The organism is Priestia sp. VA7 (assembly GCF_055710015.1).
In genome coordinates, this window is the sequence record NZ_JBVQPN010000001.1 from 120,999 (window position 1) to 147,706 (window position 26,708).

The window sequence follows — 26,708 nt, forward strand, 5'->3', positions numbered from 1 at the left end:
CTGTAAAATAAGCCGTTGATTTTAAATCAGCGGCTTATTATAGTACTTTTTCCATCTTTTTAATTCGAACTTCAATCGAAAGCGTTGTATAAAAATAAATTTGATGAACTTCAACTTCATAAATCGTTTTATCGAATTCGTATTTTTTATTTTCAATTGCTTTTTTTAAGATATCCCTGCTTCGATATGCACTTTCAATATCTTGGGCAATTAAGTGCTGTGCTTCTTTGTCCACGCTTTTTTGAATATTGTATTCAACCACAGAGTTTACTTTATAACGATTGCCGTTTACTAATTTTACTTTCACATTCTGAATAATTAAATGCTGCTTCATTTCCTTGTTTAATGCTTTTACATCTTCTTGCCATGCGCTAATTTGCAAATTTGCTTTTTCTAGCTTATCATTAGCAATTCGAATTTCTTCTAGCTCTCTATCTCTTGAAACGCCATAAATCGTTAAAAACACCCCCCAGCTAACAATTGCTCCAATGACTATGCCGGCAAAAAAACGCTGCCAGTCGGAGCGCTTGAACATTCGTTCGCTGGGTACCCTCATACAAAATGCTCCTGAGTTAACCACTTGATGATAAGAGCCCCGGTCTGAGCTCCTCCCATAGCGGATAGAATTAAAAGGATTTGTTTGAATACATCTTTTGTGGCCCCTTCAAAGAGTCCTCGCTCAAAGCTGTAAAACGTATCAAATGTTCCTCCAATTGCTCCGACAATTGCCCAGATTTTCAAACTATTGCTGAGGGTATGCATGACGTATAAAGGAGATTTGCCAATTAAAAACCCCGCAAATGCTCCAATTAATGAACCGCCTAAAATAATACCTAATGAAGTGAAGTAACTCCAAATGAAAAGAGACATAAAAGGCTCTTTTGTCATGACGTGTCCTCCTTTACTATTTTATCAATGAATCACGCTTCCTACATATATATGGACAAACGCTCAGAGTTATGTAATTTGTCTACGCCGGCAACAAAATTTATAATAAGAATAAAGAATTAAAGAAAGGTGGGAAGTCCTGTGCCTTTTGTTCACTTGCAGCTTCAAAGTTCTTATAGCTTATTAAGCAGTTCCGTTCGTATTAATGAACTTGTAGAAACAGCTAAGAAAATGAACTATGAAGCGATTGCTTTGACTGATGAAAACGTGATGTACGGAGTCATTCCTTTTTATAAAGCCTGCGTGAAAGCGGGGATCAAGCCAATTATTGGGCTCACATTATCAATCCTAGAACATGAAGAAAGCGAGCGAGCGTACCCTTTAGTTTTGTTAGCGGAAAATGATAAGGGATATGAAAATCTATTAAAACTAAGCAGTTTAGTTCAAACCAAGGAAAAACACGGTGTAAATAAAAAATGGCTCCATCATTACAGCGGAGGGTTGATTGCTATTACACCCGGTGTAACTGGAGAAGTTGAAACCCTGCTAGCAGAAAACAAACTTCAAAATGCTAAGCGAGTGCTTCAATTCTTTAAAAAAGTATATTCGCAGTCTTTGTATATATCTATACAGCGCCACGGACAGGATGAAGCTTTTATAAATCAGCAGTTAACGGAACTTGCCGCTGAAGAAAATATTCCGCTTGTTGCGACGAATCAAGTGAAATATTTAAAAAAAGAAGATCGGGATGCGTATGAGTGTTTAGCAGCTATTCGAGACGGAGAGAAATTACATAGCGATGAAGAGGTGAAAAGTAAGAGCAGCGAGTACTATTTCAAATCACCTGATGAAATGGAAGATCTCTTTCATGACCAGCATTTTTTAATAGAAGAAAGTATAAAAATCGCAAGACGATGCGAGCTCGAAATTTCTCTAGGCGTAATGTCCATTCCAAAATATCCTGTTCCCCCGTCTGTTACATCATCAACCTACTTGCGCACTCTCTGCGAAAAAGGATTGCAAGAAAGAGTTCAAGTGATCACGGAACAATATGAGGAACGCTTGGATTATGAGCTAAACATTATTGAAAATATGCGCTTTAGGGATTACTTTCTTATCGTATGGGATTTTATGAATTATGCTCATGAACACGGTATTTTAACGGGTCCAGGCCGAGGTTCAGCGGCAGGCTCACTGGTCTCATACGCCTTGCGAATTACAAATGTTGATCCAATTCAGCATCAGCTTTTATTTGAGCGCTTTTTAAACCCTGAACGTATTTCGATGCCTGATATTGATATTGATTTTCCTGATAACAAACGAGATCAAGTCATTCAGTATGTGGCGCAAAAATATGGAGGGCTGCATGTAGCTCAAATCATTACATTTGGAACACTAGCAGCTAAAGCAGCCGTACGTGATGTAGGGAGAGTGATGGGATTTGATCAAGAAGCGCTAAACAAAATGTCCAAAGCCATTCCAACTAAACCAGGTACAACGTTGAAAAGTGCTCTTCGTGATTCAAGAGTTCTTCAAGACTATTTATCTGAAAATGAAGCCAGAAAACAATGGTACAACATTGCCATGAAGATAGAAGGACTGCCAAGGCATACTTCTACGCATGCAGCAGGCGTTGTGATTAGTGAGAAGCCGCTGACGCAATCTGTAGCTGTACAGGAAGGACATGACGATGTATATCTGACTCAATATCCAATGGAAGCTCTGCAAGACGTTGGGCTTTTGAAAATGGACTTTTTAGGTTTGCGCAACTTAACCATTTTAGATCATATTTTAAAGAAAATTGAGCGGGATATGAATCGAAAGCTGTCGCTGTCTCATATACCATTTAACGATCAGAAAACTTTTGAACTGCTGAGCAAAGGGGATACGACCGGTATTTTTCAGCTAGAGTCAGATGGAATGAGAAGAGTGCTTCAGCAATTAAAACCTACAGAGCTAGAAGATATTGTAGCAGTTAACGCGCTGTATAGACCTGGTCCGATGGAAAATATTCCAACCTATATTAAGCGCAAGCATGGAGTGGAGAAGGTAATATATGATCATCCTACGCTCAAAGACATTTTACAATCCACGCACGGCGTTATCGTGTATCAAGAGCAAATTATGCAGATTGCTTCAAAAATGGCCGGTTTTTCTCTTGGAGAAGCAGATTTGTTGAGAAGAGCAGTTAGTAAAAAAGAACGGGCAGTGCTGGATCGTGAACGAGCTCATTTTATCCAAGGAAGCAAGAAGAAAGGGTATGACTTATCCGTTGCTAATCGAGTGTATGACCTTATTGTGCGTTTTGCTGATTATGGCTTCAACCGAAGTCATGCTGTTGCTTACAGTATGGTAGCCTATCAGTTAGCTTATTTGAAAGCACATTACCCGCTGCAGTTCTTTTCAGCTTTACTAACGAGCGTTATTGGAAATGAAGGGAAAATTGCTCAATATATTAATGAACTAAAAAGAAAAAAAATACAAGTTCTCCCACCTTCTATTAACAAGAGCATGTATTCGTTTAACGTAGAAGGTGAAAGTATAAGGTATAGCCTTGCAGCGATTAAACATATTGGTGCAGCAGCTATGCAGGAAATAACAGAAGAGCGAAAGAAAAAAAGATTTGAAGACTTATTTGATTTTTGTGCCCGTGTTTCACAAAAAGCCGTGAATAAAAAGGGGCTTGAAGCTTTGATTCTATCTGGAGGCTTTGATGAGTTCGGAGAAAATCGAGCTACTTTATTAGCAACGATTGATGTAGCGTTTGAACATGCAAGCTTGGTACTCCCAGATGATGACTTTGGATTTGGAGATGAATTTTCGTTAAAACCTAAATATATGGAAAAAGAGGAACTGAAAATAGAAGATCGGCTTCAGTATGAAAAAGATATGCTAGGTTTTTATTTATCAAGCCACCCTGCTTCTCAGTATGAAGCACTGAATTCCTTTTATTCTGTTGTTTCTCTTCACGATATGAAAGAATACGCTTCAGGAAAAGCGGTCTCTCTTTTAGTATTTGTGTTGGAAATTCGCGTCATTCGAACGAAAAAAGGAGAGCAAATGGCCTTTTTACGCATCACGGATGAAAGTGGAGAAGGAGAAGTTGTTGCGTTTCCCCGCGTATTTGAGCAGAATCGTCTGCTGTTTGAACAAGGTACGGTTTTACTGATACAGGGAAAGATAGATGAAAGAAATGGGCAGCAGCAAATTGTTTGTCAACGTGCTGAAGCTGCTAGCGAGGCGGTTCAAAAACTACCGTCAGAAGAATTATACTTACGTATAGAAACAAAGCAAGGTACAGAAAAGCTGCTTCATACTATTTACCAGCACTTTCAGTCTCATCGAGGAAAAATTCCCGTGAAAATTTATTATGAGGCAGAAAGTCAATTGGTCAAGCTTCCCGTTCACTATTCTATTGAACGAAGCGACGAGTTAATAAAAACTTTAAAAGCAATGCTAGGAGAGAAGCACGTTGTGTTCAAGAAGATATAGTCTTTACAGATTTCATGTGATGTTATATGGTAAAATAGTTAAAAAAGTGGTCTGACCACCGTTTTTTATGAAATATACGAATTAGATGCGTTTTTCTTGAAATGAAATGCAATTGGATTTATAACATCATATGAGTGTGGGAAAGAACATGGTTCAGGCGCAGTATTTGTTATCATTTTGTTTATTGGGAGTGAAATTCATTGTCTTTACGTGAAGAAGCATTGCATATGCACCGCATTAACAAAGGTAAACTAGAATCAAAGTCCAAAATTCCTGTTCGAAACGCAGAGGATTTAAGCCTTGCTTATTCCCCTGGTGTAGCAGAACCTTGCAAAGAAATATATGATGATGTAAACAATGTATATGAATATACGATGAAAGGAAATATGGTAGCTGTTGTATCTGATGGCACTGCCGTATTGGGCTTGGGCAATATAGGTCCTGAAGCTGCTCTGCCAGTAATGGAAGGGAAAGCTGTCCTTTTTAAAAGTTTTGCCGGCGTAGATGCATTCCCAATTTGTTTAAACACGACAGATGTGGACAAAATTATAGAAACTGTTAAATTGCTAGAACCTACTTTTGGAGGCGTTAATTTAGAAGATATTGCGGCTCCTAACTGTTTTGAAATTGAAGAGCGGTTGAAAAAGGAAACAAATATCCCGGTTTTTCATGATGATCAGCATGGGACGGCTATTGTTACGGTAGCGGGCCTTCTTAATGCCCTGAAGCTGACAGGAAGAAAAATGTCACAAATCAAAGTGGTAGCGAATGGAGCAGGAGCTGCTGGCATTGCTATTATTAAATTATTATACAGCTATGGAGTGCGCGATATCATTATGTGTGATTCCAAAGGAACGATTTATGACAAGCGTCCTCACGGCATGAACCGTATAAAAGATGAAGTTGCAGCCTATACAAATCGAAGCAAAGTAGAAGGTACGTTAGCTGATGCCTTAGAAGAAGCTGACGTATTTATTGGAGTTTCGGTTGAAGGAGCACTCACACCGGAGATGATTGGAAAGATGAATCCAGACCCAATCATTTTTGCAATGGCAAATCCGGTGCCTGAAATTATGCCAGAAGAAGCTAAAAAAGCTGGCGCGAAAGTAATCGGCACCGGACGTTCTGATTTTCCTAATCAAGTGAACAATGTCTTAGCGTTTCCGGGGATATTCCGAGGTGCACTAGATGTACGTGCTACTCATATTAATGAAAAAATGAAAATGGCTGCAGTTGAGGCCATTGCTAATTTAATTACGGAAGAGGACTTGAATACAGACTATGTGATTCCAGGTCCATTTGATGCACGAGTGGCTCCGGCAGTAGCCGCCGCTGTTGCAAAAGCAGCTATGGAAACAGGCGTTGCCCGGATAAAGGTAAAGCCAGAAGCCGTAGCTGAAAACACACGTCGCTTAGCGATTATTGAATAAGGTTACATCAACTGTTCTTTGACAGGCATGATGCTTCAAGCATGCCTGTTAAAGTAATGTAAAGTGAGTGGTAGTAAACTTGAAGAATGAACGTTCAAAAGTATATGTAGAAATTCTAAAACAAATTCGCCAGCTAATGGAAGACGATCGTTTAACTACGGGGGATAAAATCCCGTCAGAACGAGAGCTTTCTGAACGGTTAGGCGCAGGACGTTCTTCCGTTCGAGAAGCGCTCAGAGCGTTAGAGCTAATTGGGTTGATTGAAACTAGAAGAGGTGAAGGTACGTTTATTAAAGAAGTAGGGGATCATCAATTTATTGATTTATTAGCTACTTTTTTAGTACAAGACGGTAAAACAAAATCAGATTTAATTCAGACTAGATATATTCTTGAAAAGAGCTGTTTGTATTTTGTTTTAGCGGAACAGGACGAAATCAATGTTTCGAAAGTAATTCAAAAGCAGAATGACGATTGTTTGAAGAACTTGTTTGACTATTTGTTTTCTTTGCAGCCTAATCGGCTATTACACCGAATCTGGCTGATTATTTGCCGTTTTTCTCAAACTTTTCAACAAAACTCAGCGCCAAGCGACATTCTGATAAGTGAATTAGTAGAGGCGTTAGCTAAAAAAGATGAAGCAGCTGTATTAAATCTTCACCATCAGTGCTACAAACAAGTGTGAAAGAAGGAATTTGTCGAAAGAGACATGCCATCTTTCTACACAAAATCAAACAGTCATCTAGTAAAGTAAATAGCAACTAATAAAGTGAAGCGAACAATTCGTCCAATTTTTGTCTATCCGTCACTTGATTTGTATTTGAGGCGGATTTTCACAACTTGTAAATAGTAGAAGAAGAGGAAGAATAAAGGTTCTTATGATAAAGAAAAGAACCAAAAGGAGGTTACACCTTGTTACGAGATTTATTTACAAAAAACACAAAAACTCCAAAAAAACGAAAATATGCTACGATTCCTTCTGAGCATATGAGACAAGATGTACCTGAAGGAATTATGACCAAGTGTAAAAAGTGTAAAAAAATAATGTATACGAAAGAGTTAAATAAAAACTTAAAAGTATGCTTAAACTGTGGATATCATCACCAAATGACAGCACCAGAGCGTATCGAAAGCTTAATCGACAGCGGAACGTTTGTTGAATACGACAAAGATATGACGTCAGAAAATCCTCTTGGGTTCCCTGATTATCTTGAAAAGCTCGAAAAAGATCGTGAGAAAACTAATTTAAGTGAAGCGATTGTTACGGGTGAAGGAGATATTGAAGGCATTAAAGTAGTAGTTGCTGTTATGGATTCACACTTCCGTATGGGAAGCATGGGTTCTGTAGTCGGCGAGAAAATTACTCGCGCCATTGAAAAAGCGAAGGAAATGCACGTTCCATTCCTTATTTTCACAGCTTCAGGCGGTGCACGTATGCAAGAAGGTGTTCTGAGCTTGATGCAAATGGCTAAAACTAGCGCAGCTCTTAAAATGTTCAGTGATGAAGGCGGCTTAATCATTTCGATTATGACACATCCTACTACAGGAGGCGTGTCAGCAAGCTTTGCTTCGTTAGGTGATTATAATTTAGCCGAGCCGGGCGCGTTAATTGGCTTTGCTGGAAGACGTATTATTGAACAAACAATTAGAGAAGAGCTTCCAGAAGATTTTCAGACGTCGGAATTTCTGTTGAAGCATGGTCAGCTAGACGGAGTTATTGACCGTCATGATTTAAAAGAAACGTTAACAACTATTTTAGATATACACGTAGCAGGAGGTGACATCGAGTGGTAAGCGAATTAGAATTTGAACGTCCAATTGTTGAGTTGCGAAACAAGATTGCAGAGCTTAAAGAGTTTGCTAAAAATACAGAAGTGGATTTATCTAGCGAAATTGATAAGTTAGAAAATCGCTTAGAAAAAGTAGAAAACGATATTTACAATCATCTAAGCCCATGGAACCGTGTTCAAATTGCTCGTCATCCTGAGCGTCCTACAACACTCGATTATATTTCTCGCTTGTTTACAAACTTTTTAGAGTGTCATGGAGATCGCTTTTATGGAGATGATGAAGCAATCGTAGGAGGAATTGCTAAGTTTAATGGCGTGCCTGTTACCGTGATTGGACATCAGAGAGGTAAAGATACGAAAGAAAATATTCGCCGTAATTTTGGTATGCCTCATCCTGAAGGCTACCGTAAAGCACTGCGTCTAATGAAGCAAGCGGAGAAATTTAACCGCCCAATTATTTGCTTTATTGATACAAAAGGAGCTTATCCAGGGAAAGCGGCAGAAGAGCGCGGACAAAGCGAAGCTATTGCGAAAAACCTTTTCGAAATGGCTGGCTTAACTGTACCTGTTATTTGCATTGTAATTGGAGAAGGAGGAAGCGGGGGAGCCTTGGCATTAGGCTTAGGAAATCACCTTCATATGCTTGAGAACTCGACGTATTCAGTTATTTCTCCAGAAGGAGCGGCAGCCATTCTTTGGAAAGATTCTTCTCTTGCGAAAAAAGCTGCTGAAACGATGAAGATTACAGCACCAGATTTGAAAGAACTGGGTATTGTAGATGAAATGGTTTCAGAGGTAAAAGGCGGAGCTCACCGAGATATCGATGCACAAGCTGGATACATGGAGGGCATTATCAAGAAATCATTAAAAGAGCTGATGAATTTATCAAAAGAAGAGCTAGTGGAAGAGCGTTATTTAAAATACAAAAAAATCGGACAATTTGCAGCTGAAAACGATGCCATTACTATAAAATAAAGAAACGTGCACTCTTGAAAAATAAGGGTGCGCGTTTTTGTGCGGTTTGTATAGCCCTTCTCTATTGTGTTTACAAGTTCTTCGTGGTATTTTATAGACAGCAAAAACCTTTAAGTAAAAGTAGAAAAAGAGTGTTTTTAAAAAATTTCCTATGGTTATTAGCAGCTGTGCTAGCGTTTGTCTTTTCTCTAAAACGTGAGATATATAAGACAAATCAGGCAGCAAGTATTGCTGTATGAATTGCAGGGAATAGTAAAACAAGAAGCAAACGATGAAGAAATTCATCGTTAAAGTGCTGTGTATTTGTTTGCTATTTGATTCAGCGCTACATAGGTATTTCATAAGTTACACGTAAAGCAAGGTGAACAAGTCAGGGCAACAAAATGTTTGTTCACAGCCTGCTAGTACAAGGTTAGTAAAAGAAATAGCTATTTGCCCTATCTAAAGAGTAAATAGTAAATATATAGGAGGAAATTTGAATGCGTAAAACTAAAATTGTATGTACTATTGGACCAGCGAGTGAAAGTGTAGAAAAATTAGTTGAACTAATTAACTCAGGCTTAAACGTTTGTCGTCTAAACTTCTCTCACGGTGACTTTGAAGAGCACGGTGCACGTATTGTTAACATTCGTGAAGCTGCGAAACAAACAGGTAAAACAGTAGGTATCTTACTTGATACAAAAGGACCTGAAATTCGTACAAACACAATGGAAAATGGTGCAATTGAGTTAGAAGAAGGCTCTGAAATCATTGTTTCTATGACAGAAGTAGTGGGAACAACTGAAAAATTCTCAATTACATATCCAGGTCTAATCGATGACGTACACGTAGGATCAAAAATCCTTTTAGATGACGGTTTAATCGGTCTTGAAGTACTAGACATCAATAAAACTGATGGTGAAATCAAAACAAAAGTACTTAACCCTGGTACATTAAAAAATAAAAAAGGTGTAAACGTGCCAAACGTAAGTGTAAACCTTCCTGGTATCACTGAAAAAGATGCAAGCGATATTGTATTCGGTATCGAACAAGGCATTGATTTTATCGCTGCTTCTTTTGTGCGTCGCGCATCTGATGTATTAGAAATTCGTGAACTACTAGAAAAACACAATGCAGCTCACATTCAAATCATCTCAAAAATCGAAAACCAAGAAGGCGTAGATAACATCAAGGAAATTCTTGAAGTTTCAGACGGTTTAATGGTTGCTCGTGGTGACTTAGGAGTAGAAATTCCTGCTGAAGAAGTACCATTAGTACAAAAAGATCTAATCAAACAATGTAATGCGCTTGGTAAACCAGTTATTACAGCTACACAAATGCTTGATTCAATGCAACGCAACCCGCGCCCGACTCGTGCGGAAGCAAGTGACGTTGCCAATGCTATCTTTGATGGTACAGATGCAATTATGTTATCTGGTGAAACAGCTGCGGGTTCTTACCCAGTTGAAGCTGTACAAACAATGCATTCAATCGCTTCTCGTGCTGAGCAAGCTCTAAACTACTCTGAGATTTTACAACAGCGCAGCAAGCAAGTTGGCCCATCTATTACAGATGCAATTGGACAATCTGTTGTACACACAGCGCTTAACTTAAACGCTAGTGCAATCGTAGCGCCAACAGAAAGTGGTTATACAGCGAAAATCGTTTCTAAATATCGTCCGCAATCTCCAATCGTAGCTGTTGCAGCAAACGATTCTGTTGCACGTCGTCTGTCTCTAGTATGGGGGGTTACACCAGTTGTTGGTGAGCGCGTAAATACAATTGACGATATGTTAGATCACGCTGTAAATGACGCAGTAAAAACAGGCGTTGTAGCACACGGCGACTTAGTGGTTATTACAGCTGGTGTTCCAGTTGGAGAATCAGGTGCAACGAACTTAATGAAAGTTCAAGTTGTAGGTGACGTTCTTGCTAAAGGACAAGGAATTGGCCGTAAAGCAGCAGTTGGTAAAGTAGTTATTGCTAAAACTGCTGAAGAAGCAAATGCAAAAATGACTGAAGGTGCTATCCTTGTTACAAACAGCACAGATCGCGATATGATCAGTGCAATCGAAAAAGCAGGAGCTCTTATTACAGAAGAAGGCGGTCTAACAAGCCATGCAGCTGTAGTAGGGTTAAACTTAAGCATTCCTGTCATTGTAGGCGTAGAAAATGCAACAAGCGTATTCTCAGAAGATCAAGATATTACAGTTGATGCTTCACGTGGTGTCGTATACAACGGACACGCAAGCGTACTGTAAGAACACGTAGATGATAGAAAAAAGAGAAGGGGAATCCTTCTCTTTTTGTTTAGGCAATTCAATAAGCGAAGAGGTGATGATGGTGAGGAAGCTCCTTCCGCTCCTTCTTATTGTACCTGCTGTTGAGGTAATGATTTTGATTTATTCAAGTCATCTCATTGGTGTAATGTCAACATTTTTACTGATTATTGCTACCAGTTTTATTGGTGCGTTTCTAGCGAAAAAACAAGGAACATCTCTTTTTCAAAAGGCACAGCGTCAGATGAGCCAGGGACATGTTCCAAGCGGTGAAATCCTTGATGGTATGTGTGTACTATTTGGCGGACTGTTTCTGCTGTTTCCAGGCTTCTTGACAGATGTTGTGGGCTTTATCTTTTTACTGCCGTTTACACGCAGAATCGTTAAGCCTTTTCTTTTAACGTGGCTAAGAAGATTTTTTCAAGGACGTAATCGAATGACGATTATTCGTTAACTAGAAAGTGTGTGAAAGAAGCTTCTTTCACACACTTTTTCATTTTCCTATAATAAATTCCCACGTTTCTTTAAAAACCCCCGTTGTATGAAGTGTTTTTAGAATAACAAGAATCACAGGGCCAGCTATTAATCCGAAAAATCCAATCAATTGATATCCTACAAATAAAGAAATTAATGTAGCGAGAGGATCAAGACCAATACTTGATGACAAAATTTTTGGTTCCATAATTTGTCGCTGCACAAGTACTACAGCATATAGTACCGAAAGCCCTACAGCAAATGACACGTTATCTGTGGCAAAGGCATAAATCATCCAAGGAACAAAAACCAGTCCTGTTCCGAGGTAAGGAAGAATATCTACTAGGCCAATCAATAAAGCGACTGTAATAGCATAATCAACCCTAAGAACAAGTAAACCAAAAAGAACGATGATTGTGGTAATCGAAATAAGCGTAAGCTGAGCTTTAATAAATCCAAACAGTGCATTTTTAAGCTCCAGAACAACTGTCTGTCCATTTTCTCTTACTTTTTTAGGAATAAACACGCTGCTTTTAGCCATCAGCTTGTACCAATCTTTACTAATAAAAAAAGTAGCCAGCAATGAAAAAATAATCACAGTAGCTGCATTAGGCAATACGGATAAAAGTACTGGGATGCTTTGCAATACATTTTGCAGAAAATCGCCCACCGTTTGAGCGATATGGTTGCCTACCCCTTTAATGTTCGATAAAATAGTTGCTTGCTGACCAGTATTTAAGTTATTAAACATAGAAGTAATGCGTTCATAAAACGGAAGTATTTGTTCTGTAGCAATATTTTCAATAAATATGACCACTTCTTTGAAATTTGTGGGAACAACTTTCGCTAAATACGTACTTCCTGCAATGATTTCTGTGATAAGTAAGGTAATAAGTCCGGCCAAAAGAGAGAAGATAAGAACCATTGACAGTAAAACAGCTAAGTAGCGAGGTAAACGCAGCTTCAATTCAAATAGATTAACCATAGGATTTATAAAAAAAGCGATGCAGCAGGCGATAATAAATGGATATATGAGAGAAGAGACATAATAACTAAGAAATATAGATGCTGCAATAATTACCAACACACAAGCTAAGCGAAATAGTCGATGTAAATGAAGCTTGTACACAATAAATAGAGGCCTCCTTGTAAACGATAGTCAACAAAAGAAAAAGCTACTCATAAAATATTTACGTAATACGCTTTAGATTTATCACAATAAAAAAAGAAAGGATGAGTAAAATGTTCTCACAACCCATGCTTTTTTTAGCTGTTTTACTCGTAATTGGATTAGTGGCTAAAAATCAATCATTAATCATTGCAGTTGCATTTTTACTTATTTTAAAATTAATCGGGTTAGACGGTAAGGTTTTTCCGTTTCTACAATCAAAAGGAATTAATATTGGAGTAACGGTTATTACAATTGCCGTTCTTGTGCCAATTGCAACAGGAGACATAGGGTTCAAACAATTAGGAGAAGCTGTGAAATCTTCGTATGCCTGGATTGCTCTAGGAGCCGGAATTGCTGTAGCAATTATTGCTAAATATGGACTTACACTCTTGGAAGATGATCCGCATATTACGACCGCTTTAGTTTTTGGCACAATTCTTGCTGTGGCGCTGTTTCAAGGGGTAGCAGTAGGTCCGTTAATCGGTGCTGGAATCGCTTATTTATTTATGAAATTAACCGAACTTTTTTCGTAGAAATTTTTGTATAATAATAATTTTTTTAAAATTTCTTCTCTCTTTTGATTCACAAAAGTCAGATAATTGTTTATAATATATTTTGAGGCCGCATCTTTTTACATACAATTGTATGTTTTACCTATAGGGCTGTAACAAAGCAATGACACATGCAGATGTTTTGATTTTGTGTGTTATTGAAACAAATGGAAATGTAAGCATTTTCTTTACGTGGGGTGAAGGAATGTTCTTCCAAGATATATATTCAAAAGAGGCGCTTCGTATATCATTTAATGTCTAGTTGAGCAGAGGCTCAATTTTGTTTTTCACGTTTTACACAGAAAGGTATGGGGAATTTTTTCTGTAAAGGAGTGGAGATTTATGACAGCAACTCGAGGTCTAGAAGGGGTAGTCGCTACAACGTCAGCAGTAAGTTCAATTATTGATGACACTTTAACATATCAAGGCTACAATATTGATGATTTAGCGAATTATGCAACATTTGAAGAAGTGGTGTATTTACTATGGCACGGAAAATTACCTAACAAAGAAGAATTATCTGTGTTTTCTAGATTACTAGCAGAAAACGCTAAATTACCCCAAGAAGTCTTAGAGCATTTCAAAACTTATCCAATTAAAGATGTTCATCCAATGGCAGCTTTAAGAACAGTCGTATCATTATTGGGGTTGTACGATCCTGAAGCTGATTTAATGGATGAAGAAGCAAATTATCGCAAAGCTGTTCGTTTGCAAGCACAATTACCAACGGTGGTAACGGCTTTTTCAAGAGTCCGTAACGGATTAGAGCCAATTGAACCAAACGAAAACTATAGCATTGCCGCTAACTTTTTATATATGTTAACCGGCGAAGAGCCAACTGATATCCAAGTAGAGGCATTTGATAAAGCACTTGTCTTACATGCTGATCATGAGCTAAATGCTTCAACTTTTACAGCTCGTGTCTGTGTGGCAACGTTATCCGATATTTATTCAGGAATTACAGCCGCTATTGGAGCGTTAAAGGGTCCTCTTCACGGGGGAGCGAATGAAGCTGTTATGAAAATGTTGTCTGACATTCAAACAGTTGAAAACGCGGAACCTTATATTCGCGAAAAGCTCGCGAAAAAAGAAAAGATTATGGGATTTGGACATCGTGTGTATCAGCAGGGTGATCCTCGTGCCAAGCACTTGAAAGAAATGTCTGAAAAACTTACCAAACAAGCAGGAGATACAACGCTATACGATATGTCAGTGAAAATTGAAGAGATCGTAACAGGCGAGAAAAAACTTCCGCCAAACGTTGATTTCTATTCAGCTTCTGTATACCACAGCTTAGGGATTGATCACGATCTATTTACTCCGATCTTTGCCGTAAGCCGCGTATCAGGATGGATTGCTCACATTTTAGAGCAGTATTCAAACAATCGTTTGATTCGTCCAAGAGCTGATTATATCGGTCCTGGAAAACAAACGTACATTCCGCTTGAAGAGCGCAGCTAAACAATGTGACGAAGGTGCTCACGTTCGTTGAGCACTTTTCCATAAGTGAAAGTAGACAAATTTTTTAGGGAGGTCATTCTCATGACAAAAGGTGAACAAATTTCTGTAGCAAACGGCGTGTTAAACGTACCAAATAACCCAATTATTCCATTTATCGAAGGTGACGGAATTGGCCCGGATATCTGGGCAGCAGCTTCTCGCGTATTAGAAGCAGCGGTTGCAAAAGCATACAATGGTGAAAAAGAAATCGTTTGGAAAGAAGTATTAGCAGGTGAAAAAGCATTTAATCAAACTGGAGAATGGTTACCGGAAGAAACGTTAGATGCAATTCGCGAATACATAATTGCAATCAAAGGACCATTAACAACACCAGTAGGCGGTGGAATTCGTTCTCTAAACGTGGCATTGCGTCAAGAATTAGACTTATTCACATGCTTACGTCCTGTTCGCTACTTTGACGGCGTACCTTCTCCAATTAAGCGCCCTGAAGATACAGATATGGTTATCTTCCGTGAAAATACCGAAGATATTTATGCTGGTATTGAATATGCGAAGGGTTCTGAAGAAGTACAAAAGCTTGTTTCATTCCTACAAACGGAATTAGGCGTAAATAAAATCCGTTTCCCTGAAACTTCTGGATTAGGTATTAAGCCTATTTCTTCTGAAGGAACAGAGCGTCTTGTGCGTGCAGCAATCAACTATGCAATTGAACAAGGCCGCAAGTCTGTTACGCTTGTACACAAAGGTAACATTATGAAATATACAGAAGGCGCATTTAAAAATTGGGGCTATGAGCTAGCTGAAAAAGAATTCGGCGATAAAGTATTTACTTGGGCTCAATATGACCGTATCGTTGAAAAAGAAGGTGCACAGGCTGCAAACAAAGCTCAAGCAGAAGCGGAAGCAGCAGGGAAAATTATTGTGAAAGATTCAATTGCAGATATCTTCTTACAACAAATTTTAACTCGTCCACGTGAATTCGATGTAGTAGCAACAATGAATTTAAATGGAGATTACATTTCAGATGCATTAGCAGCACAAGTTGGTGGTATCGGAATTGCTCCAGGAGCAAACATCAACTATGAAACTGGACATGCTATCTTTGAAGCAACTCACGGTACAGCACCTAAATATGCTGGTTTAGATAAAGTAAACCCATCTTCTGTATTATTATCAGGTGTGTTAATGCTTGAACACCTTGGCTGGAACGAAGCAGCGGATTTAATTATGAAATCAATGGAAAAAACAATTGCTTCAAAAGTAGTAACATATGATTTCGCACGTTTAATGGATGGTGCAACAGAAGTGAAGTGTTCAGAGTTCGCTGATGAATTAATTAGCAATCTAGGAAAACAAGTAACAGTTTAATAGCTATTCATTTAGGGGAGGAATTATAATGGCAAATATGCGTAAAAAAGTATCTGTTATCGGAGCAGGCTTTACGGGAGCTACAACTGCTTTTTTAATTGGTCAAAAAGAGTTAGCTGATGTTGTATTAGTTGATATTCCGCAATTAGAAAATCCAGCTAAAGGTAAAGCGCTGGATATGTTAGAAGCAAGTCCTGTACAAGGATTTGACGCTAACATTACAGGAACAGCCAACTACGAAGACACAGCTGATTCTGACATTGTCATTATTACAGCTGGTATCGCGCGCAAGCCAGGTATGAGTCGCGATGATTTAGTAACAACGAACCAAAAAATCATGAAGTCTGTTACTCAAGAAGTTGTTAAATACTCGCCAAACTGTCACATTATAGTGTTAACAAACCCGGTAGATGCTATGACGTATACAGTATTTAAAGAATCTGGTTTTCCTAAAAACCGCGTAATCGGTCAATCAGGCGTATTAGATTCTGCACGTTTCCGTACGTTCGTAGCGCAGGAGTTAAACATTTCAGTAAAAGATATCACAGGTTTTGTACTTGGTGGACATGGCGACGATATGGTGCCTCTTGTACGCTACTCATATGCTGGCGGTATTCCTCTTGAAACGCTTATTCCAAAAGCGCGTCTTGAAGCAATTGTTGAAAGAACACGCAAAGGCGGCGGCGAGATCGTTAACTTATTAGGTAACGGAAGTGCATACTACGCGCCTGCTGCTTCCTTAGTGGAAATGACAGAAGCGATCTTAAAAGATCAGCGTCGTATTTTACCAGCGATTGCTTACCTAGAGGGTGAATATGGTTATAACGGGATCTACTTAGGTGTTCCAACCGTATTAGGAGCTGCAGGAATTGAGCAGGTAATTGAATTAGAACTGACTGAGTCTGAAAAAGCTTCTTTAGATCAATCAGCAAAATCAGTTAAAACTGTCATGGGTGTATTAGCTTAATACAATAAAATAGGTTTGAGTATAGGTTTTTATCAATATTCAAACAATAGTCACAAGGAAAATTCGAGGGAAACCTCGAATTTTTCTTGTATATAAAGAAAAGCTATTACTTTATACAAAAGGTGGAATGATGATGGTATTAGGTAAAAAACAAAAAATAGGCCGAAGTATTGAAGATATAAAAGTTGGAGAAAAATTAACGCTAACGGAACGAATTGAAGATAAAGACATCTTATTGTACTTAGGGCTGACAAATGATTCTAACCCTTTATACATTCAGCATGATTACGCATCTCAGACCCCTTTTAAAAAACCTATTGTGCCAAGTATTATGATTACCGGTATTATGACAGCAGCCATTTCAAAGTATTTGCCTGGACCTGGAAGCCACGTTGCAGAACATACGGTAGCCTTCCCCAAAAAGATTCATCATTATAGCACGATTGAATTTTTATTTGAAGTGACAGAGGTAGATGTTTCTTCTAGAACTGTTACGATTGAGGTGGAAGCGGTCAATGAGCAAAAAGAGAAAGTAGTAACGGCGCGGTTTCTTGTTTATCCGCCGTTTAGACTTCCATCAGTAGAGACACACGACTTTGAAAATTTTTAAAACACCTTAAATATTTATAAATATAGAAGAAACTGTTTGGTCATATTTTCTGAAAATGTTGAAATGTATTGGAGAACGAGGCTAAAACATTGTATGATAAGAGAAGATAAATAGAAAATAATATCATTTGGATGAAGCTGCGGTTTAATTTAACTAGATGGAGGCTTATATCGTTAATATGAGTAAGAAATTATTAGTCGTAGATGATGAACAATCAATTTCAACATTATTACAATATAATTTACAGCAAGCTGGCTTTACAGTAGAAACAGCTGAAGACGGGGAAGAAGGATACAACAAGGCACTAGAAGGAAAACCGGATTTAATTGTGTTAGACTTGATGCTTCCTAAGATGGATGGAATTGAAGTTTGTAAAAAGCTTCGTCAGCAAAAAGTGATGACGCCTATTTTAATGTTAACTGCAAAAGACGATGAGTTCGACAAAGTATTAGGGCTAGAGCTTGGCGCAGATGACTACATGACGAAACCATTTAGCCCTCGAGAAGTAGTAGCGCGTGTAAAAGCCATTTTACGCAGAACACAAATCATTGCTCAGGAAAATGAACAAGAGGAAGATGGCGAGCGCATCATGATCGGTGATTTAAAAATTCTTCCAGATCATTATGAGGCCTACTTTAATCAAGAGCAGCTTGAGCTTACTCCGAAAGAATTTGAGTTATTATTATATTTGGCAAAATACAAAGGACGGGTATTAACTCGTGATCAGCTGCTAAGTGCAGTGTGGAATTATGATTTTGCCGGAGATACGCGAATTGTAGATGTTCACATCAGCCATTTGCGTGAGAAAATTGAGCACAATACGCGAAAACCTGTTTATATAAAAACGATTAGAGGATTAGGATATAAGCTGGAGGAACCAAAGGTAGATGAATAAATTTCGTTCAAGGCTACTTTTGGCTCTATTAGTACTTATTATTATTGTATTAGTAGGTCTTGGCCTGCTGCTGGGACAGTTGTTTAAAAACTTTTATTTTCAGACGTTTCAAGAGCGAATGGAAAAAGAGGCAAAGCTTGTAGAAATGTACATTAGCGAAGAAGGTATCACAAGTCCTGCTTTAAAATCTAAAGTTGATCAAATCAGCCATTCGTTAAGTGTACGAACGACTATCGTTCAAAAAGACGGAAAAATATTAGTTGACTCAAATCCAGGCAGCAAGCAGCAAAGAATCGAAAAAAGTATCGTAATCCAACAAGTATTAAAAAAGCAGTTAAACAGTAAAAAAAGCTTTGATCAAATTAAAGAAGATTATGACTTATATTACTATGGTATCCCGCTGATTATAGAAGGTAAGCAAGAGGGATTTGTTGTGCTGAGTACATCGTTTGATTCATTAAAACAGGTAAATCAGCAAATTTGGGGCCTTCTTATTGGAAGCTTAGGTCTAGCTTTGATTGTGATTTTACTTTTAGGTGTAAAGATTATGGGACGCTATACCCGTCCTATTGAATCGGCAACCAAAGTGGCTATGGAACTTGCAAAAGGGAATTATAAAGCTCGTACATATGAAGATTATGTAGATGAAACAGGGATGCTGAGTCAGTCTATTAACGCACTTGCTCGTAATCTGCAAGAGTCTATCACTAATCAAGAAATGCAGCAGGACAGGCTGCGCACGCTAATTGAAAATATGGGAAGCGGCATGCTTCTTATTGATAGTCGAGGCTATATAAACTTAGTGAATCGAGCTTATAAAGAGCAGTTTCATATACATCCGGATGACTTCCTTTATCATTTGTATTACGAGGTATTTGAGCATAGAGAAATCATTAAGCTTGTGGAAAAAATATTTATGACGGAAGTAAAGGTTCGAAAACAAGTGGTCCTGTCTTTAAATATTGAACGAAGATATTTTGATGTTTACGGAGCGCCGATTATTGGCTTAAACGATGAATGGAAAGGGATTGTGCTTGTTTTTCATGATATTACCGAGCTAAAAAAACTAGAACAAGTTCGCCGTGACTTTGTAGCGAATGTGTCTCATGAACTAAAAACTCCTATTACGTCTATAAAAGGGTTTAGTGAGACATTGTTAGACGGTGCCATGGAAGATCCACAGCTGCGCCAGCAGTTTCTATCGATCATTTTAACGGAAAGTCAGCGCATGGAGAGCTTGATTCAAGATCTTTTAGATTTGTCTAAAGTTGAACAGCAAGGCTTTAAACTAAGCATTCATTCAGTAGATTTGAATACGCTTCTTTACGAAGTGACGACCGTGCTATCAAACCGAGCAACTGAAAAAGAAATCACGCTAACGTTAGATACGCTTCCAGAAGAAGCGTGGATTGATGGTGACAGTCAGCGCCTTATGCAAGTGTTTGTTAACTTAATCGGCAATGCGCTCATGTATACAATGCCTGGAGGAACTGTTCACGTTTCGCTTGAAGAGGAAGAAGAAACGATTACGGTTCATGTTCAAGATACAGGTATCGGTATTGATTCTGATGAAATTTCACGTATTTTTGAGCGCTTTTACCGAGTAGATAAGGCAAGAAGCCGTAATTCCGGAGGAACAGGTCTTGGATTAGCAATTGTTAAACATCTTGTTGAAGCTCATAAAGGGGAAATTGAAGTGAAAAGTGAAGTCAATAAAGGGACAACTTTTTCGGTGAAGCTGCACAAGTATTTGCCGCAGATGTAAAATGTTTACGTTCCTTTTACAATTTATTTAATGTAGCTTAATAATTAATTGATACAATTTTTCATGGAAACCCCTTCATCCAAGGAGCCAATGTGTAAGGCGAAAATAGCTTTAACCGTGCTATTTTCGCCGATTCTTTTTGACAATTTCTATCCATTCACATGTTACACCGCCTAAAATAACTAGGCGGTGTTTTTATTTTATGATGTACAGATCTTATCACCACATGAAAATAAAACGTTGAACTCAAGATTACTTTTTGTCCTTAAAGCTTATTGTTTGCTAAAATAAAGGTAAGATAAGAAGAGAGCGAAATGGAGGAACATGAATGACACAAAAACTAGTATTAATTGACGGGAATAGTATTGCCTACCGTGCATTTTTTGCTTTGCCGCTTTTAAACAATGATAAAGGAATACATACAAATGCCATATATGGCTTTACTACAATGCTGACACGTATCTTAGAGGAAGAGAAGCCGACACATTTACTTGTGGCATTTGATGCAGGGAAAACAACGTTTCGCCACAAAACATTTACAGAATACAAAGGAGGAAGACAAAAGACGCCTCCTGAACTTTCAGAGCAGTTTCCCTTTATTCGTGAGTTATTAGATGCATATGGGATTAAGCGCTATGAACTGCCTGATTATGAAGCAGATGATATTATTGGTACGCTTTCAAAACAAGCTGAACAAAAAGGAATGGCCGTAAAAGTCATTTCTGGTGATAAAGATTTACTTCAGCTTGTGTCAGAACATGTAACCGTAGATATTACGAGAAAAGGAATTACGGATGTCGATTCCTATACGCCTGCAGCCATTGATGAGAAGTATGGTATTACGGCTGCACAAATTATTGATATGAAAGGCCTTATGGGGGACAGCTCAGATAATATCCCAGGCGTGCCCGGAGTCGGCGAAAAAACAGCCTTAAAGTTATTAAAAGAGTTCGAAACGGTTGAAAATGTATTAAAATCTATCGATCAAGTCAGCGGTAAAAAATTAAAAGAAAAGCTAGAAGATAATCGTGAATCAGCTATCATGAGTAAAAAGCTTGCAACTATTTATTGCGAAGCACCTCTTGAAGTATCTGTAGAAGATGCAAAGTATGACGGGTTTGAATCTTCAAAGGTCATCTCATTATTTAAAGAGCTTGGGTTTAATTCTTTGCTTGCTAAATTTGGTGAATCAGCAGAAGAGGAAGCAGATTTTGAAGAACTAACGTTTGAAGTAGCGCAGGAAGTTCACGATGATATGTTAACAAGCGAAGCAGCTCTGATCGTAGAAGGGTATGAAGAAAACTACCATCACAATCAGCTGCTCGGTTTTGGAATCAGCAACAAAAATGGCCACTATTTTATTGATAAAGATACAGCTCTTTCATCTTCTAAATTTAAAGCATGGTTAGAAGATGGACGTGTAAAAAAGACGGTGTTTAATGGGAAACGTACGATTGTATCGTTAAAATGGGCGGGGCATGAAATTAAAGGAATTGAACATGATGTAATGATTGCTTCTTACATCTTGAATCCTGCTGAGGCAAATGATGACCTAGCGACAATTGCAAAATTAAAAGGATACCATCAAGTGCAATCAGATGAAGCTGTGTATGGAAAAGGAGCTAAGCGAAGTATTGCAGAAGCTGATCAGCTAGCTGAGCATGTTATAAGAAAAGCAGCCGCCGTAGCTTATTTAAAAGAAGTGCTAGAAAAAGAATTGGTAGAAAATGAACAGTTTGAGCTGTTTGAGAAGCTTGAAATGCCTCTTGCCATTGTCCTTGCTGATATGGAATATCAAGGGGTGAAAATTGACCGCGCGCGTTTGGATGAAATGGGCGAAGATCTTCGAGAACAGCTTGAAAAAATTGAAGCGAAAATCTACGAATACGCTGGACAAGAATTCAATATTAATTCGCCAAAGCAGCTAGGAGTTGTTCTTTTTGAAAAAATGCAGCTTCCAGTCATAAAGAAAACAAAAACAGGCTATTCCACATCAGCTGATGTATTAGAGCAATTAGCTAGTACCCATGATATTATCCCAGAGATTTTACAATACCGTCAGCTAGGAAAATTACAGTCTACGTATATTGAAGGATTAAAAAAGGTTATTCATGAAAGCGATGGAAAAGTTCATACCCGCTTTAATCAAACATTAACTCAAACGGGAAGGCTAAGCTCAGTAGATCCTAACTTGCAAAACATCCCGATTCGTCTTGAAGAAGGCAAAAAAATAAGAGGTGCGTTTGTGCCTTCACAGCCTGATTGGTTAATATTTGCGGCGGATTATTCACAAATTGAGCTGCGCGTACTGGCTCATATTGCAGATGATGAAAAGCTAATCGATGCGTTTAAGCATGACTTAGATATCCATACGAAAACAGCGATGGATGTGTTCCACGTCGAAAGAGAAGAAGTAACGTCGAATATGCGCCGTCAGGCTAAAGCAGTTAACTTTGGAATCGTCTATGGCATCAGTGATTACGGTTTATCGCAAAGTTTAGGAATTACAAGAAAAGCAGCGGCTACTTTTATTGAACGCTATTTAAAAAGCTTCCCTGGTGTACAGGAGTATATGGATACGATTGTACGAGATGCAAAAGAAAAGGGATATGTAACAACGCTCTTGCACCGCCGACGTTACTTGCCTGAAATCACGAGCCGAAACTTTAACCTCCGCAGCTTCGCTGAGCGTACGGCTATGAATACGCCTATCCAAGGGACGGCAGCTGATATTATAAAAAAAGCAATGATTGAAATGGATAAGCGCCTAAAAGATGAAAACCTTCAGGCTAAGCTGCTGCTTCAAGTACACGATGAGCTGATTTTTGAAGCCCCAGAAGAAGAAATTAAAATTTTAGAGAAAATCGTACCAGAAGTAATGGAGAACGCTTTAGAGCTAGAAGTTCCATTGAAAGTAGATTATTCTTACGGAAAGACTTGGTACGAAGCAAAGTAGTGGAAAAGGATGTGACAAACGTGCCAGAATTACCAGAAGTTGAAACCGTCAGACGTACGTTAATTGAATTAGCCAGTGGAAAGACCATTGAGCGTGTAACAGTTAAATGGCCTAATATTATCAAACGCCCTGAACAAGTTGAACAGTTTTGCGATGCGCTTGTTGGACAAACCATTCGAGATGTTGAACGAAGAGGTAAATTTTTGAAAATTGTGCTCGATGATTATACGATGGTTTCTCATTTGCGTATGGAAGGTAAATATGCTCTCCATGAGAATGCAGAAGAACCAGATAAGCATGTACACGTCTTTTTTCACTTCACGGATGGAACGGAATTGCGATACCGGGATGTAAGGAAATTTGGCACTATGCACTTATTTAAAAAGGGAGAGGAAGATCTGTTTCCTCCTCTTATTGGCCTTGGACCTGAACCGTTTGACGAAACATTTAATCCTAGTCAATTAAAAATGAGAATCGGAAAAACCTCTCGAAAAATCAAGCCGGTTTTACTCGATCAAAATGTCGTGGTTGGGCTTGGAAATATTTATGTAGATGAAGCACTGTTTCGCGCAGGGATTCATCCTGAACGAGTGGCCAGCCAATTAACAGACGAAGAGTATGAAAAATTGTACAAAGAAATTGTAGCGACTCTTCAAGAAGCTGTGAAACAAGGAGGCAGCACAATTCGCACATATGTAAATACACAGGGACAAATAGGCATGTTTCAGCAGCAGCTTTATGTGTACGGAAGAAAAGGCGAATCCTGTAAAATGTGCGGTACCCCAATTGAAAAATTTGTTGTAGGCGGTAGAGGAACACATATCTGCCCAAATTGTCAGCCGGCTAAAAAATAACAATGGATGGGCTCCTTTCATATACTACGTATAGACAGAAAGGAAAGGAGTCCTCTCATCATGATAACATTTTCTTTACTTATTCTTGCTTTTGCCGTAAGTCTTGACAGCTTTAGCGTTGGCCTGACATACGGACTTCGAAAGGTGAAAATCCCGCTGAAATCCATTTTTATCATTTCATGTTGCTCAGCATTTTCTTTAATGTTTTCTATGTTTTTAGGAAAAGTACTTACGCATCTATTTTCAGTGGATGTACTAAATAAAGTAGGCGGAGGTATTCTTGTTCTGCTTGGGATGTGGATTTTATACCAGTTTTTTTGTCCGGCAGATTCACCTCGAGTGAAAGAAGAAAAAACATTAGTAAAAATTGAAATTAAGTCAATTGGCCTAGTCATTAACGTATTAAAAAAGCCAATTGCAGCAGATTTAGATAATTCAGGTTCCATCAATGGTATTGAAGCATTTATACTTGGAATTGCATTATCTCTTGATGCATTTGGAGCGGGGTTTGGAGCGGCTTTATTAGGTTATTCGCCGTATGCTCTAGCAATTGCTGTAGCTCTTATGAGTTCTCTTTTTTTAAGTGCGGGCATACAATTTGGCAAGGTTTTTTCACGTTTATCATGGATGAAAATGTTCTCATTTGTACCAGGAGTTCTGCTCATTATTTTAGGTATTTTTAGATTTTAAATAAAGAGATAAAGGAGAGGCCGATGTCAATTGTAATTGGATTAACAGGCGGAATTGCAAGCGGGAAAAGTACGGTAACCGGAATGCTACGAGATATCAATATTCCAGTAATCGACGCTGATCACATTGCAAAAGAAGTCGTAGAACCAGGAAAAGAAGCATACAAACAAATTGTCGAGACGTTCGGCCGTTCTATTCTTCACGAGAACGCGGAGATCAATCGAGCGGCTTTAGGGGAAATTGTGTTTTATCAAGAGGAAGAACGTAAAAAGTTGAATGCAATTGTACATCCTGCCGTAAGAAAAGAAATGCTTTCTCAAAAGGAAAGCTATATAGAGGAAGGTTACGAAGCCGTTGTATTAGATATTCCGCTGCTGTTTGAAAGCGATTTGACACATTTAGTCGATAAAGTAGTGGTTGTATATGTCGATGAGTCTGTGCAGCTAGAAAGGTTAAAGTCGCGTAATAACCTCTCGGTGGAGGATGCTTATGCGCGTATCCATGCACAGCTGCCTTTGATTCAAAAAGTAGCCTTAGCCGATGCGGTGATCAATAACAACGGTCCTGTGGAAGAAACAAAACAACAGCTTTTAAGTATATTAGCCCTATGGCTAGATTAAAGAGTGAATGATTGCATTCACTCTTTTTTTATTGGGAATATTTAAGGGCTTCTAAAAAAGAATGTGTTAAATATCTGTTCTCGCTATATACATATAGTAAAACTTAATTAAAATAATTTATTAAAAAAAATTAATATTATTCACTTTTTAAATATTTATGTTATACTATTCAATATAAAAAGTTAAATAGTATAACACATATAGAGAGGGGTATAGCCATGAAAGCACGTATTGCCATTAATGGTTTTGGGAGAATAGGAAGAATGGTGTTTCGCACAGCGATTATAGAGGAGAATTTAGATATTATTGCAATAAATGCATCTTATCCAGCAGAAACGTTAGCACATTTAATCAAATATGACTCTATCCACGGAGCATTTAATGGAGATGTCAAATGTGATGATGATGCGCTAATTGTTAACGGTAAAAGAATTCAGCTATTAAATTCACGTGATCCGCTGAATTTGCCTTGGAAAGAGCTTGGGATTGATCTAGTTGTTGAAGCAACGGGAAAATTTAATTCAAGAGAAAAAGCGCAGTTACATATTGAAGCAGGTGCGAAAAAAGTTGTCTTAACGGCACCGGGTAAACAAGAAGATATCACCATTGTGATGGGCGTAAATGAACGAGAGTTTGATGTGAATCAGCATAACATTATTTCCAATGCCTCTTGTACGACAAATTGTCTAGCTCCAGTTGTCAAGGTACTAGACGAAGCGTTCACAATTGAAAACGGTTTAATGACGACCGTTCATGCATATACAAATGATCAAAAGAATATCGATAATCCGCATAAAGATTTGCGAAGAGCTCGTGCGTGTGCTCAATCAATTATTCCTACAACCACTGGAGCAGCCAAGGCACTTTCATTAGTTCTTCCTCATTTAAAAGGAAAACTTCATGGGATGGCGCTTCGTGTGCCAACGCCGAACGTATCGCTTGTCGATTTAGTTGTGGATGTAAGGAAACCTGTGACGATGGAAGATGTTAATTTAGCGTTTATTAAAGCTGCTGAAGGACCATTAAAGAATATTTTAAATTTAACAATGGAACCACTCGTATCAATTGACTTTAATACAAATCCTCATTCAGCTATTGTAGATGGACTATCCACGATCGTAATGGAAGATCATAAAATTAAAGTGTTAGCTTGGTACGATAACGAGTGGGGCTACTCGCAGCGCGTAGTCGATTTGGTAAGATATATTGCTGCAGAAATGCGTAATGGATCAAAAATAAGAGTAAGCTAAGAAAGCTATTGATTGCTTTTAAAAAAACAGGGAGCTGTCGCCCTGTTTTTTTTTGTTTTTATTCAAAAGAATAGGGAAAAGCAATAAGATAAGCATGCAAAGGAGTGTTTATTTTCCTCAATTTTAATAAAAAATTAATAGTCGTTTAGCAGCTTTTACACACTGTCTCACGAGAATACAGGGGTAATTTGTATAGGTCTATCTGCAAGAACAATCTTTAATAAAATCAAAACACGTATTGCAAAA

General features: G+C 38.3%; 22 protein-coding genes. 19 read left to right on the forward strand and 3 right to left on the reverse strand.

Annotation, left to right across the window (positions count from 1 at the left end; all coding sequences use genetic code 11):
* Nucleotides 1-37: 37 nt before the first annotated feature.
* Together ytrI and ytrH are read right to left on the reverse strand one after the other, a co-directional pair.
* Entirely contained in the window at nucleotides 38-556 is a 519-nt protein-coding gene (ytrI, locus tag AC0C45_RS00700) for a sporulation membrane protein YtrI (protein ID WP_016765717.1), read from the reverse strand.
* Nucleotides 553-888, reverse strand: a complete 336-nt coding sequence (gene ytrH / locus AC0C45_RS00705) for a sporulation membrane protein YtrH (RefSeq protein ID WP_013059455.1) — start codon at nucleotides 886-888, stop codon at nucleotides 553-555. The genes ytrI and ytrH overlap by 4 nt, the downstream gene beginning before the upstream one ends.
* A gap of 141 nt (nucleotides 889-1,029) precedes the next feature.
* Between ytrH and dnaE the strand changes: the two genes are divergently transcribed.
* The 7 genes from dnaE (at nucleotide 1,030) to AC0C45_RS00740 (ending at nucleotide 11,284) form a co-directional block, all read left to right on the forward strand.
* On the forward strand, nucleotides 1,030-4,380 hold the full coding sequence (gene dnaE, locus AC0C45_RS00710; protein WP_472927872.1) for a DNA polymerase III subunit alpha: 3,351 nt from the start codon (nucleotides 1,030-1,032) through the stop codon (nucleotides 4,378-4,380).
* 200 nt (nucleotides 4,381-4,580) lie between these two features.
* Nucleotides 4,581-5,810, forward strand: a complete 1,230-nt coding sequence (ystJ, locus tag AC0C45_RS00715; RefSeq protein WP_013059453.1) for an NADP-dependent malic enzyme — start codon at nucleotides 4,581-4,583, stop codon at nucleotides 5,808-5,810.
* Between the two features lie 79 nt (nucleotides 5,811-5,889).
* Nucleotides 5,890-6,492 carry a FadR/GntR family transcriptional regulator gene (locus tag AC0C45_RS00720; protein WP_237893040.1) on the forward strand — a complete coding sequence of 201 codons (603 nt, stop codon included), beginning with the start codon at nucleotides 5,890-5,892 and terminating at the stop codon, nucleotides 6,490-6,492.
* Nucleotides 6,493-6,719: 227 nt separating this feature from the next.
* Nucleotides 6,720-7,601, forward strand: coding sequence for an acetyl-CoA carboxylase, carboxyltransferase subunit beta (gene accD, locus AC0C45_RS00725; RefSeq protein WP_013059451.1), 882 nt, complete (start codon nucleotides 6,720-6,722; stop codon nucleotides 7,599-7,601).
* On the forward strand, nucleotides 7,595-8,572 hold the full coding sequence (gene accA, locus AC0C45_RS00730; protein WP_013059450.1) for an acetyl-CoA carboxylase carboxyl transferase subunit alpha: 978 nt from the start codon (nucleotides 7,595-7,597) through the stop codon (nucleotides 8,570-8,572). Before accD ends, accA begins: the two co-directional genes overlap by 7 nt.
* A gap of 479 nt (nucleotides 8,573-9,051) precedes the next feature.
* On the forward strand, nucleotides 9,052-10,812 hold the full coding sequence (pyk, locus tag AC0C45_RS00735; RefSeq protein ID WP_013059449.1) for a pyruvate kinase: 1,761 nt from the start codon (nucleotides 9,052-9,054) through the stop codon (nucleotides 10,810-10,812).
* A gap of 79 nt (nucleotides 10,813-10,891) precedes the next feature.
* Nucleotides 10,892-11,284 carry an FxsA family protein gene (locus AC0C45_RS00740; RefSeq protein WP_025750656.1) on the forward strand — a complete coding sequence of 131 codons (393 nt, stop codon included), beginning with the start codon at nucleotides 10,892-10,894 and terminating at the stop codon, nucleotides 11,282-11,284.
* A gap of 39 nt (nucleotides 11,285-11,323) precedes the next feature.
* Here AC0C45_RS00740 and ytvI read toward each other — a convergent pair whose 3' ends face one another.
* Nucleotides 11,324-12,433 (reverse strand): sporulation integral membrane protein YtvI, encoded by a 1,110-nt coding sequence (gene ytvI, locus AC0C45_RS00745; protein ID WP_171776574.1) that lies wholly within the window; start codon nucleotides 12,431-12,433, stop codon nucleotides 11,324-11,326.
* 113 nt (nucleotides 12,434-12,546) lie between these two features.
* Here ytvI and AC0C45_RS00750 point away from each other — a divergent pair, with 113 nt between their 5' ends.
* The 12 genes from AC0C45_RS00750 (at nucleotide 12,547) to AC0C45_RS00805 (ending at nucleotide 26,462) form a co-directional block, all read left to right on the forward strand.
* The gene (locus tag AC0C45_RS00750; RefSeq protein ID WP_013059446.1) at nucleotides 12,547-13,008 is read left to right on the forward strand and encodes a DUF441 domain-containing protein; all 462 of its coding nucleotides are present in this window, start codon (nucleotides 12,547-12,549) and stop codon (nucleotides 13,006-13,008) included.
* A 360-nt stretch (nucleotides 13,009-13,368) separates the two neighbouring features.
* Nucleotides 13,369-14,487: a citrate synthase gene (citZ, locus tag AC0C45_RS00755; protein WP_013059445.1), complete on the forward strand. Its 1,119-nt coding sequence runs from the start codon at nucleotides 13,369-13,371 to the stop codon at nucleotides 14,485-14,487.
* Nucleotides 14,488-14,562: 75 nt separating this feature from the next.
* The gene (gene icd, locus AC0C45_RS00760; RefSeq protein WP_255255780.1) at nucleotides 14,563-15,855 is read left to right on the forward strand and encodes an NADP-dependent isocitrate dehydrogenase; all 1,293 of its coding nucleotides are present in this window, start codon (nucleotides 14,563-14,565) and stop codon (nucleotides 15,853-15,855) included.
* A 28-nt stretch (nucleotides 15,856-15,883) separates the two neighbouring features.
* On the forward strand, nucleotides 15,884-16,822 hold the full coding sequence (gene mdh / locus AC0C45_RS00765; protein ID WP_016765708.1) for a malate dehydrogenase: 939 nt from the start codon (nucleotides 15,884-15,886) through the stop codon (nucleotides 16,820-16,822).
* 133 nt (nucleotides 16,823-16,955) lie between these two features.
* Nucleotides 16,956-17,432, forward strand: coding sequence for a MaoC family dehydratase (locus AC0C45_RS00770; RefSeq protein ID WP_016765707.1), 477 nt, complete (start codon nucleotides 16,956-16,958; stop codon nucleotides 17,430-17,432).
* Nucleotides 17,433-17,610: 178 nt separating this feature from the next.
* Nucleotides 17,611-18,327: a response regulator transcription factor gene (locus AC0C45_RS00775; protein ID WP_013085192.1), complete on the forward strand. Its 717-nt coding sequence runs from the start codon at nucleotides 17,611-17,613 to the stop codon at nucleotides 18,325-18,327.
* Nucleotides 18,320-20,092: a two-component system histidine kinase PnpS gene (gene pnpS / locus AC0C45_RS00780; RefSeq protein ID WP_472927873.1), complete on the forward strand. Its 1,773-nt coding sequence runs from the start codon at nucleotides 18,320-18,322 to the stop codon at nucleotides 20,090-20,092. The genes AC0C45_RS00775 and pnpS overlap by 8 nt, the downstream gene beginning before the upstream one ends.
* A 328-nt stretch (nucleotides 20,093-20,420) precedes the next feature.
* Entirely contained in the window at nucleotides 20,421-23,048 is a 2,628-nt protein-coding gene (polA, locus tag AC0C45_RS00785; RefSeq protein ID WP_034648666.1) for a DNA polymerase I, read from the forward strand.
* A 20-nt stretch (nucleotides 23,049-23,068) separates the two neighbouring features.
* Nucleotides 23,069-23,902 (forward strand): DNA-formamidopyrimidine glycosylase, encoded by an 834-nt coding sequence (mutM, locus tag AC0C45_RS00790; RefSeq protein WP_013085189.1) that lies wholly within the window; start codon nucleotides 23,069-23,071, stop codon nucleotides 23,900-23,902.
* A 60-nt stretch (nucleotides 23,903-23,962) separates the two neighbouring features.
* Nucleotides 23,963-24,592 carry a sporulation membrane protein YtaF gene (ytaF, locus tag AC0C45_RS00795; RefSeq protein ID WP_016765704.1) on the forward strand — a complete coding sequence of 210 codons (630 nt, stop codon included), beginning with the start codon at nucleotides 23,963-23,965 and terminating at the stop codon, nucleotides 24,590-24,592.
* A gap of 23 nt (nucleotides 24,593-24,615) precedes the next feature.
* Nucleotides 24,616-25,212, forward strand: a complete 597-nt coding sequence (coaE, locus tag AC0C45_RS00800; RefSeq protein ID WP_074893726.1) for a dephospho-CoA kinase — start codon at nucleotides 24,616-24,618, stop codon at nucleotides 25,210-25,212.
* 218 nt (nucleotides 25,213-25,430) lie between these two features.
* On the forward strand, nucleotides 25,431-26,462 hold the full coding sequence (locus AC0C45_RS00805) for a glyceraldehyde-3-phosphate dehydrogenase (RefSeq protein WP_016765702.1): 1,032 nt from the start codon (nucleotides 25,431-25,433) through the stop codon (nucleotides 26,460-26,462).
* Nucleotides 26,463-26,708 lie beyond the last annotated feature (246 nt).

Bases quoted from the DNA above. Each gene is read 5' to 3' on its own strand.
- pnpS (WP_472927873.1), top strand. From the start codon at position 18,320: ATGAATAAATTTCGTTCAAGGCTACTTTTGGCTCTATTAGTACTTATT.
- citZ (WP_013059445.1), top strand. From the start codon at position 13,369: ATGACAGCAACTCGAGGTCTAGAAGGGGTAGTCGCTACAACGTCAGCA.
- ytaF (WP_016765704.1), top strand. From the start codon at position 23,963: ATGATAACATTTTCTTTACTTATTCTTGCTTTTGCCGTAAGTCTTGAC.
- polA (WP_034648666.1), top strand. From the start codon at position 20,421: ATGACACAAAAACTAGTATTAATTGACGGGAATAGTATTGCCTACCGT.
- ytrI (WP_016765717.1), bottom strand. From the start codon at position 556: ATGAGGGTACCCAGCGAACGAATGTTCAAGCGCTCCGACTGGCAGCGT.
- pyk (WP_013059449.1), top strand. From the start codon at position 9,052: ATGCGTAAAACTAAAATTGTATGTACTATTGGACCAGCGAGTGAAAGT.
- AC0C45_RS00750 (WP_013059446.1), top strand. From the start codon at position 12,547: ATGTTCTCACAACCCATGCTTTTTTTAGCTGTTTTACTCGTAATTGGA.
- coaE (WP_074893726.1), top strand. From the start codon at position 24,616: ATGTCAATTGTAATTGGATTAACAGGCGGAATTGCAAGCGGGAAAAGT.
- AC0C45_RS00740 (WP_025750656.1), top strand. From the start codon at position 10,892: ATGGTGAGGAAGCTCCTTCCGCTCCTTCTTATTGTACCTGCTGTTGAG.
- AC0C45_RS00775 (WP_013085192.1), top strand. From the start codon at position 17,611: ATGAGTAAGAAATTATTAGTCGTAGATGATGAACAATCAATTTCAACA.
- AC0C45_RS00770 (WP_016765707.1), top strand. From the start codon at position 16,956: ATGGTATTAGGTAAAAAACAAAAAATAGGCCGAAGTATTGAAGATATA.
- ytrH (WP_013059455.1), bottom strand. From the start codon at position 888: ATGACAAAAGAGCCTTTTATGTCTCTTTTCATTTGGAGTTACTTCACT.
- AC0C45_RS00805 (WP_016765702.1), top strand. From the start codon at position 25,431: ATGAAAGCACGTATTGCCATTAATGGTTTTGGGAGAATAGGAAGAATG.
- mdh (WP_016765708.1), top strand. From the start codon at position 15,884: ATGGCAAATATGCGTAAAAAAGTATCTGTTATCGGAGCAGGCTTTACG.